Origin of the sequence: Dechloromonas sp. TW-R-39-2 (genome assembly GCF_016864195.1) — a bacterium.
Taxonomy (GTDB): domain Bacteria; phylum Pseudomonadota; class Gammaproteobacteria; order Burkholderiales; family Rhodocyclaceae; genus Azonexus.
Genome location: NZ_CP045202.1, coordinates 1,683,903 through 1,692,698, shown reverse-complemented (window position 1 = coordinate 1,692,698; position 8,796 = coordinate 1,683,903). Strand labels below are relative to the sequence as shown.

Annotated in this window: 6 protein-coding genes; 3 read left to right on the top strand and 3 right to left on the bottom strand. The window is 61.4% G+C overall.

Translation table 11 applies throughout. The features are described 5' to 3' along the window. Window positions 1–235 precede the first annotated feature (235 nt). A complete protein-coding gene (locus tag GBK02_RS08075) occupies window positions 236–2,020 on the top strand; it encodes a PQQ-dependent methanol/ethanol family dehydrogenase (protein ID WP_203469215.1) in 1,785 nt (594 codons plus the stop codon). Between the two features lie 73 nt (window positions 2,021–2,093). Beyond that, window positions 2,094–2,945: a cache domain-containing protein gene (locus GBK02_RS08070; protein WP_203469214.1), complete on the top strand. Its 852-nt coding sequence runs from the start codon at window positions 2,094–2,096 to the stop codon at window positions 2,943–2,945. A gap of 108 nt (window positions 2,946–3,053) precedes the next feature. Here the strand turns inward: GBK02_RS08070 and GBK02_RS08065 are convergent, their stop codons facing one another. The 3 genes from GBK02_RS08065 to GBK02_RS08055 all read right to left on the bottom strand — a co-directional run bounded on the left by GBK02_RS08065 (window position 3,054) and on the right by GBK02_RS08055 (window position 7,261). Next, the gene (locus tag GBK02_RS08065) at window positions 3,054–5,702 is read right to left on the bottom strand and encodes a response regulator (RefSeq protein WP_203469213.1); all 2,649 of its coding nucleotides are present in this window, start codon (window positions 5,700–5,702) and stop codon (window positions 3,054–3,056) included. Beyond that, window positions 5,702–6,814 (bottom strand): ABC transporter substrate-binding protein, encoded by a 1,113-nt coding sequence (locus GBK02_RS08060; RefSeq protein ID WP_203469212.1) that lies wholly within the window; start codon window positions 6,812–6,814, stop codon window positions 5,702–5,704. The genes GBK02_RS08065 and GBK02_RS08060 overlap by 1 nt, the downstream gene beginning before the upstream one ends. 75 nt (window positions 6,815–6,889) lie before the next feature. Continuing rightward, on the bottom strand, window positions 6,890–7,261 hold the full coding sequence (locus GBK02_RS08055) for a hypothetical protein (protein WP_203469211.1): 372 nt from the start codon (window positions 7,259–7,261) through the stop codon (window positions 6,890–6,892). Here GBK02_RS08055 and GBK02_RS08050 point away from each other — a divergent pair. After that, window positions 7,260–8,780: an aldehyde dehydrogenase family protein gene (locus tag GBK02_RS08050; RefSeq protein WP_203469210.1), complete on the top strand. Its 1,521-nt coding sequence runs from the start codon at window positions 7,260–7,262 to the stop codon at window positions 8,778–8,780. The genes GBK02_RS08055 and GBK02_RS08050 overlap by 2 nt on opposite strands. The last annotated feature ends 16 nt before the right edge of the window (window positions 8,781–8,796 follow it).

The following is an 8,796-nucleotide window of genomic DNA, read 5'->3' as shown; positions in this document are numbered from 1 at the left end:
GCCTGAACGCCTGGCCAAGCCGGCGCAATGCCGCCAAATACCCCTCCAAGGCCGGTGGACGGGCCGATTCAAGCGGCTGGCACGGTCGTGGCACAGGGCTTGCAGATCGCCTGTCCGGCCAGGGGGGAAATTTCAGGGAATGGACGGTCTCCCCCGGTTTTCATGCCACGGCACCGCGGCTGAACGCCCTTTGCCGGACAGCAGGAATCAATGCATAAACCAAGGAGACAAATCCATGCATCGTCACACCCGCCCCCAGCGGCGCACACTCGGCATCGCCCTGCTTGTTGCAGCGGCCTTTGCCGGCAGCCCGGCCAGCGCCGAAGTTACCGACGCCGATATCCTCAATGATGCCAAGACCACCGGCGACGTCGTCAGCTTTGGCCTCGGCACGCAGGGCCAGCGTTTCACGCCGTCGACCCAGATCAACACCAAGACGGTGAAGAATCTGGTCCCGGCCTGGTCGATGTCCTTCGGCGGCGAAAAGCAGCGCGGCCAGGAATCGCAGCCAGTCATCCATAACGGCAAGATGTTCGTCACCGCGTCGTACAGCCGCCTTTTCGCGGTCGACGCGAAAACCGGCAAGAAATTGTGGAAGTACGAACACCGCCTGCCCGACGGCATCATGCCGTGCTGCGACGTGATCAACCGTGGTGCCGCCCTGTACGGCAACCTGGTCATCTTCGCCACGCTCGACGCCCAGCTGGTCGCCCTCAATCAGGACACCGGCAAGGTCGTCTGGAAGGAAAAGCTCGGCGACTACGCCGCCGGCTACTCGGCCACCGCTGCCCCGATTGTCGCCAAGGGCAAGCTGATCACCGGCATTTCCGGCGGTGAATTCGGTGCCGTCGGCCGCATCGACGCGCGCAACCCGCTGACCGGCAAGCTGATCTGGACGCGTCCGACGGTCGAAGGCCACATGGGCTACAGCTACGATGCCGAAGGCAAGGCCATCGAAAACGGCATCTCCGGCACGACCAATGCCACCTGGGAAGGCGACCTGTGGAAGACCGGCGGCGCCGCCACCTGGAACGGCGCGACCTACGATCCGGAAACCAACCTGATCTTCGCCGGCACCGGCAACCCGGCCCCGTGGAACAGCCACCTGCGCCCCGGCGACAACCTGTTCTCGTCATCCACCGTGGCGATCGATGCCGATACCGGCAAGATCACCTGGCACTACCAGAACACCCCGCACGACGGCTGGGACTTTGACGGTGTGAACGAATTCGTTTCCTTCGACTACAAGGATCCGAAGACCGGCAAGATCATCAAGGCTGGTGGCAAGGCCGACCGTAACGGTTTCTTCTTCGTCAACGACCGGACCAACGGCAAGCTGATCAACGCCTTCCCGTTTGTCAAGAAGATCACCTGGGCCACTGGCTACAACCTCGAAACCGGCCGTCCGAACTACATCGAAGAAGGCCGCCCGGGCGACCCGACGCAAGGTGTTGATGGCAAGAAGGGCAAGGTCGTCTTCTCGGCACCGTCCTTCCTCGGCGGCAAGAACCAGCAGCAGATGGCCTACAGCCCGCAGACCGGCCTGTTCTACGTGCCGGCCAACGAGTGGTCGATGGACATCTGGAACGAGCCGGTGTCCTACAAGAAGGGCGCCGCTTACCTCGGTGCCGGCTTCACCATCAAGGCGCTGAACGAAGACCATATTGGCGTGCTGCGCGCGATGGACCCGCAGACCGGCAAGATCGTCTGGGAAAACAAGAACTACGCCCCGCTCTGGGGTGGCGTGCTGACCACCGCCGGCGGCCTGATTTTCTACGGTACGCCTGAGGGCTTCCTGAAGGGTGTTGACGCCAAGACCGGCAAGGAACTGTGGTCCTTCCAGACCGGCACCGGCATCGTTGCACCGCCGGTCAGCTGGGAACAGGATGGCGAGCAGATGATCGCCGTGACCACCGGCTGGGGCGGCGCTGTTCCGCTCTGGGGCGGCGACGTTGCCAAGCGCGTGAACTTCCTCGAACAGGGTGGTTCGGTTTGGGTGTTCAAGCTGCACAAGGGCTGATCCTTGCCAGGGCGGGACGTCGCACAGGCGTCCCGCCTTCTGAGAATGATCGACCAGACCAGAGGAGAATCCGATGTACCCGAGAACCATCCGCCTTGCCCTTGCCGGCCTCGCCATCAGCCTGAGCGGGCTGGCCGGCGCCGCCGGGCATGCCACCCCGCGCGAAGCACAGGTGCTGTTTGACCAGGCGGTCAAATACCTGCAGGCCAACGGACCTGAAAAATCCTGGGCTGCCTTCAACAACAAGAAGGGCCCCTTCGTCAAAAAAGACCTCTACGTCTATGTGATCGACCGCCAGGGCACGTATATCGCCAACGGCGCCGCACCGGACAGCCTGATCGGCCTGAAGGTGCTCGACAGCGTCGACGCCGCCGGCAACCCGCTGTTCCGCCAGATGATTGCCGTCACCGACAAGCAGCAGGAAGCGCGCATTCGCTATGTCTGGCTCAACCGCCAGAGCAACCACGTCGAGCCGAAGGTGGCCTGGCTGCACCGCGAAGGCGAATACATTCTCGGCGTCGGTTACTACGCGCCGCGGTCGACGGCTGAAAATGCCCGAAAACTGCTTGATGCGGCCAGCGCCCAGATCAAGAAGCAAGGCATGGCCAAGTCGCTGGCCAGCTTCAACGACCCGCGCGGCCCGTTCGTCCATGACGATCTCTACGTTTTCGCGATCAATCTGGCGAGCGGCAAGTTCGAAGCGCACGGCATGAATCCGAAATGGACCGGGACCAACGCCAGCGACCTGCACGATGTCGAAGGTCACCCGCTGGTCAAGGAAATGCTCGAACAGGCCAAGACTACGGGCGAAGGCACCGTCGATTATGTCTGGCGCAACCCGGTCACCAACGCGGTCGAAAAGAAACGTACCTTCATCCGCCGCGAAAACGGCAGCCTGATCGGCGTGGGTTTCTACACCGAGTAAGGTTTGATTTGGCTGTACCGCCGACTTTTGCGGTCGACTGCCCGGCAGGGCAAAAAACAAAATGGCGCATCGTCCGGATGCGCCATTTTTCAATCGGCCAACAAAGGCTCAATCGTTCGTCATTTGGCCCGACAGGCAGGCCAGCAGGACGGTGTACAGCACGTCCGGATCGATCGGCTTGGTCGTGAAGTAATCCATGCCCGCCGCCAGGCAGCGCGCCTTGTCCTCGGCGAAGGCATTGGCCGTCATGGCGACGATAGGCAATGCCGTACCGCCCGGCAACTGGCGGATGCGCCGGGTAGCCTCCAGGCCGTCCATGCGCGGCATCTGCATGTCCATCAGCACGACATCGTAATGTTGCTGGCTGGCAAGCCTGACGGCTTCCTCGCCATCTTCGGCGCTATCGATGACCAGACCGACTTCATCGAGCAGGATCTGGGCAATTTCGCGATTGACCGGTTCGTCTTCAGCCAGCAGGACACGACGGCCGGCAAAAGCGGCTTTCAGACGTTCGCCGGCATCCGGCTGCTGCATCGGGCTGCTTTGATCCGGTAGCCGGTGTTTCTTGAGGCGCACGGTCAGCCAGAAAGTGCTGCCCTGCCCCGGCGTACTGCTGACACCGACCTCACCACCCATCGCTTCGGCAATCTTGGCGGTAATCGCCAGCCCCAGGCCGGTACCGCCGTATTTCCGGGTCGTCGAATTATCGGCCTGCTCAAAGGCTGAAAATAGCCGGGCCTGCGCTTCCGGTGCGATCCCGATGCCGGTATCGCCAACCTCGAAACGCAACACGACATGGTCAGCCTCTTCGGCCAGAACAGCGCCGCTCAGGCTGACGCTGCCCCGTTCGGTGAACTTCACGGCATTGCTGGCATAGTTGAGCAAGCCTTGCTGCAAGCGGGTCGGGTCGCCCACCACGCTGGCCGGCAGATTGCCCGTCCGGACGACCAGTTGCAGCTGCTTTTCAGCCGCCCGCTCCTGCAGCATCGAGGCGACATTCTCGAACAGGCTGGCCGGACGGAATACCGTCTCTTCGAGGACCAGTTTGCCGGCTTCGATTTTCGACAGATCGAGCACCATGTTGATGATTTCAATCAGGTGCCGACCAGCCGCTTCAAGCTTGTCGAGCCGGCCGATCTGCTCGGGCGGCAAACCGCCGCGACGAATCAGGTGGGCCATGCCGCTGATCGCGTTGAGCGGCGTGCGGATTTCGTGGCTCATGTTGGCCAGGAACGCGGTTTTGGCACGGCTGGCGACTTCGGCTGCTTCCTTGGCAATCGACAGGGCGGTTGTCCGTTCGCTGACCCGCGCTTCGAGATCGCTGTTCAGCTCGCGCAGTTCCTGTTCGATGCGGCGGAACTCGGTAATGTCTTCCAGCGCCCAGACCAGGAAGCGCTGGCCGCCCAGTTCAAGCGGCTGGACGATGATCCGGCAGAGCAGCAACTGGCCGTCGCCGCAACACAGCCAGGCTTCGGTCAGGACATTGCCACGCGCCACCTGGGCGACGACCGCCAGCCGCTCGGCCTCGGAATGCCAGATGCCGATTTCGCCGCCGGTGCGCCCGATCACATCCTCGCGCTGGCGCTTGAACTGCTTGACCCAGGCTGGATTGATATCGGCAATGCGCGGTTCGCCCTCCAGCTTGCTGAACAGCATGGGAACCGGCGAGGCATTGAAGATGGCTTGCGCCTTTTGCTCGCGCTCCAGAATCGCACTGGCCATGTGACCGATGTCGCCCGAAAGATGGTTGAACTCACTGATCCGGCCACGCGGCCAGGCCAGGATCTGCTCGCCCTGCGCGACTTGATGCGCCTGTTCGACAATCCGGGTGAGCGGCCGCAACAGCCGGGATGCGCCGTACACCGCGAGAAACGCGCCGATCAGCAGCGAAGCCAGAAAACCGCCGCAGACGATGAACACCGTCATGCGAATTTCCGGGTGATCCAGCCCGGCCGCCTCCCGGGCGATGAACGACCAGCCGAGTGCGCTGGAGCGTGCGCCGCCGACGTAGTAATCACGGCCGTCGAAGGTGAATTTCATCGGTAGCGGCTTGCCGTCGAGCACCGCCTTGAGCAGCGGCGAGGAATACAGGTTGAGGCTGCCGATCTGGCGCTGGTTTTCGGTATCGGCGAGCAGTTCACCGCGCTGGTCGATAACCCAGATCGAACGTTGCTGACCGCCCTCCGTCTGGCGGACGACATTGACCAGGTAAGACAAAGGCACTTCGGCGAGCAACACCTTGCCTTGTTCCAGCGGCAGCGCCAGGCCGACGGTCACGACGCCGGTCAGCGATGAAAGGTATTTGTCGCTCCAGACCGGCGTCTGGCGATTTTTGACATCAAGGAACATCGGTGCGGCGGAAAGATCGCTACCGAGGACCTCATCGCGCAATTTTCCGTACTGCGGCGCCAGCCCGGCGGCCATCACCCGCCCCTCGGGTGAAAGTACATAGAGCGCGCGGAAGGTCTGGCCGTTGCCTACCGCGCGATTGATCAGGCTGCGCGTCGAACCACCGCTCTGCAGCGCCTCGCCGATCAGGGCCAGCTGATCCTGCAGGGCCCCCATCTGCAATTCGATGCGCAAGGCCAGTTCATGGGCATCGCCCTCGGCGCGGGTACGAATTTCGTACTCTAGCTGGGGAATGCGATTGAGCAGGAAGATCGAGCCGACGATCAGGAAGGTCAGCACCGAAGTCACGGCGAGCAGTCCGCCGAGGTAGGCGCGCAGCGGCCATTCGCGTTGCATGGCAGGCGTCATTATTTGATCTGCACGAAGCGTCCACCGCGAATTTCGGTGAAGAACACCTGGCGCGCAGCATCGCCGTTGGCATCGAAGACGATGCTTTGCTGGGCGCCCCGGTAAGGGCCGTACTTGAGCAAGGCTGTCTTGATATCTTCATTGCCCTGGCGCTTTTGCATGGCTTCGATCACGACATTGGCCGTATCGTAAGCGAGCAAGGAAAAAGAGCCGAATTCGCGCTGGAAACGGGCCTTGAAGGCCGAGCGGAACGATTGGTAAGGCGCCCGCGGATCATCCCGGTCGTAGGCATGGGCGATCAGCAGGCCGTCGACCGCATCCCCGCCCATTTCGCTGAGCAGTTCGGCCGATGCCGCCCACTCGGTCGAACTGAGCGGCAAGGATGGCGCCAGTCGCCGCGCCTGCTGGCTCAAACGAGCGGTATCGAGCGAACTGGCGACAAAGAGCAAGGCGCCCGGTTGACTGGCCAGCAAGGGCTTGAGCACATCGGCAAAACTGGGCGATGCCGTGGAATCGAACCCTGCACTGGCCGTCACCTTGCCGCCCAGCTTTCCGAAATGACGGGTAAATTCCTCAACCCAGGTATTGGAATACGGTCCATTCGATGCGTCGAAGGCCAGCGCCACACGCCGGACATGGCGCGCGAAAAGAACCTCGGCGTGCTGCCGCGCCGCTTCATGCGTCGTGCGGTTCACACGGAAAAAATTGTCATCCTTGCCGTAGAAGTCGGGCGAAGCAACGGTCGGGCTGATCATCACCAGACCCGCCTGGCTCAGCATCGGCTGGACAACGACGGCCATCGAACTGGTTACCGGGCCTATCACGATATCCGGCCGCAGGGCGATCAACTCGTTGGCCGCCTTGATCGCCTGTTCGCGCTCCTGACCGTCGTCGCGCACGACCAGCTCGATCATCCGGCCATGAATGCCGCCGGCCTGGTTTTGCTGCTCGACCGCGAGGATGACGCCATTGCGGACGCTTTCGCCAAAATCCGAACCACGATCGGAGAGACCGGCCAGCAAGCCGATCCGGATCGGTTCCTTGGGTGTGCAGCCGAGTAATACGAAGGCGAGCAGCAGCGGGCTGACGACCCTCAGAATGCCTCGTTTCATTCAACGCTCCCCGAACTCTATGACTTTAGTTTTAATTTATTTCCTGTTTTACCACTCGCCCCATAGAGGGTCAAATCAAACTTTTTCAGTCTGAAATTGACGCGGCGCAGCATTTTTCTGGGAAAACGAGGGGTTTTGCATTTTTCTCACGGTCGACCGCGAAAAATTGAATAGCGCCAAAACACTGTGCTCCAGATTTGAACAACTGTTGCGCATTTGATCGCTCACGACTTGTTCATGGGCATCGGTCAATTTCAGACAATTCGAATAATCCATTGATTTAAATGGATTAAAAATCATGGCACGAAGGCAGCCCAAGGCTGGCACACGGCATGCACTTATTCCGGCACGAGTCACGGCAGGTACCAATGCTCCAGTGAGAGCCACGACCTGCCGGTCTTGAATAAATCGTCCGCAAACATCATTCAAGAAACTGGAGACAAACATGCTTTATGCCGCCCCCGGTGCCGCTGGTGCCAAGATCGCCTACAAGGCCAAGTACGACAATTTCATCAATGGCAAATGGGTCGCCCCGGTCAAGGGCGAATATTTCGATGTCGTGACCCCGGTCAATGGCAAGGTTTACACCAAGGCTGCCCGCTCCACCGCCGACGACGTCGAACTGGCGCTCGACGCTGCGCACGCCGCTTTCCCGAAATGGGGTAAGACCGATGCCGCAACGCGCTCCAACATCCTGCTCAAGATCGCCGACCGCCTCGAAGCCAACCTCGAACTGCTGGCTTATGCCGAGACCGTCGATAACGGCAAGCCGATCCGCGAAACGCTGAACGCCGACATCCCGCTCGCCGTCGATCACTTCCGTTACTTCGCCGGCTGCCTGCGCTCGCAGGAAGGCGGCATCTCGGAAATCGACGAAAACACCATGGCTTATCACATCCACGAGCCGCTCGGCGTCGTCGGCCAGATCATCCCGTGGAACTTCCCGATCCTGATGGCCGCCTGGAAACTGGCCCCGGCCATCGGTGCCGGCAACTGCGTCGTCCTGAAGCCGGCCGAATCGACCCCGATCTCCATCCTGATCCTGGCCGAACTGATCGCCGACATCCTGCCGGCTGGCGTGCTCAACATCGTCAACGGTTTCGGTCGCGAAGCCGGCATGCCGCTCGCCACCAGCAAGCGCATCGCCAAGATCGCCTTCACCGGCTCGACCTCGACCGGCCGCGTCATCGCCCAGGCCGCCGCCAACAACCTGATTCCGGCCACGCTGGAACTGGGTGGCAAGTCGCCCAACATCTTCTTCGCCGACGTCATGGACAAGGATGACGCCTTCCTCGACAAGGCAATCGAAGGCATGGTGCTGTTCGCCTTCAACCAGGGCGAAGTGTGTACCTGCCCGAGCCGTGCGCTGATCCAGGAATCGATCTACGAGAAGTTCATGGAACGTGCCCTCAAGCGCGTTGCCGCGATCAAGCAAGGCAGCCCGCTCGACACCGACACGATGATGGGTGCCCAGGCTTCGCAGGAACAGATGACCAAGATCATGTCCTATCTGGACATCGGCAAGCAGGAAGGTGCCGAAGTACTGATCGGCGGCGACCGCGCTCACCTCGGCGGCGACATCGAAGGCGGTTACTACATCCAGCCGACGCTGTTCAAGGGCCACAACAAGATGCGCATCTTCCAGGAAGAAATCTTCGGGCCGGTGCTCGCCGTGACCACCTTCAAGGACGAAGCCGAAGCGCTGGCGATCGCCAACGACACCATCTACGGCCTTGGCGCCGGTGTGTGGAGCCGTAACGGCAACGTCGCCTACCGCATGGGTCGCGCCATCCAGGCCGGCCGCGTGTGGACCAACTGCTACCACGCCTACCCGGCACACGCTGCCTTCGGCGGCTACAAGGAATCCGGCATCGGGCGCGAAACCCACAAGGTCATGCTCGACCACTACCAGCAAACCAAGAACCTGCTTGTCTCCTACTCCGAGAACAAGCTGGGCTTCTTCTAACCGTTGTAGCTCCTCC

Excerpts from the sequence above, each read along its gene's own strand:
- GBK02_RS08050 (WP_203469210.1), top strand. The coding sequence starts at position 7,260 with ATGCTTTATGCCGCCCCCGGTGCCGCTGGTGCCAAGATCGCCTACAAG.
- GBK02_RS08065 (WP_203469213.1), bottom strand. The coding sequence starts at position 5,702 with ATGACGCCTGCCATGCAACGCGAATGGCCGCTGCGCGCCTACCTCGGC.
- GBK02_RS08060 (WP_203469212.1), bottom strand. The coding sequence starts at position 6,814 with ATGAAACGAGGCATTCTGAGGGTCGTCAGCCCGCTGCTGCTCGCCTTC.
- GBK02_RS08070 (WP_203469214.1), top strand. The coding sequence starts at position 2,094 with ATGTACCCGAGAACCATCCGCCTTGCCCTTGCCGGCCTCGCCATCAGC.
- GBK02_RS08055 (WP_203469211.1), bottom strand. The coding sequence starts at position 7,261 with ATGTTTGTCTCCAGTTTCTTGAATGATGTTTGCGGACGATTTATTCAA.
- GBK02_RS08075 (WP_203469215.1), top strand. The coding sequence starts at position 236 with ATGCATCGTCACACCCGCCCCCAGCGGCGCACACTCGGCATCGCCCTG.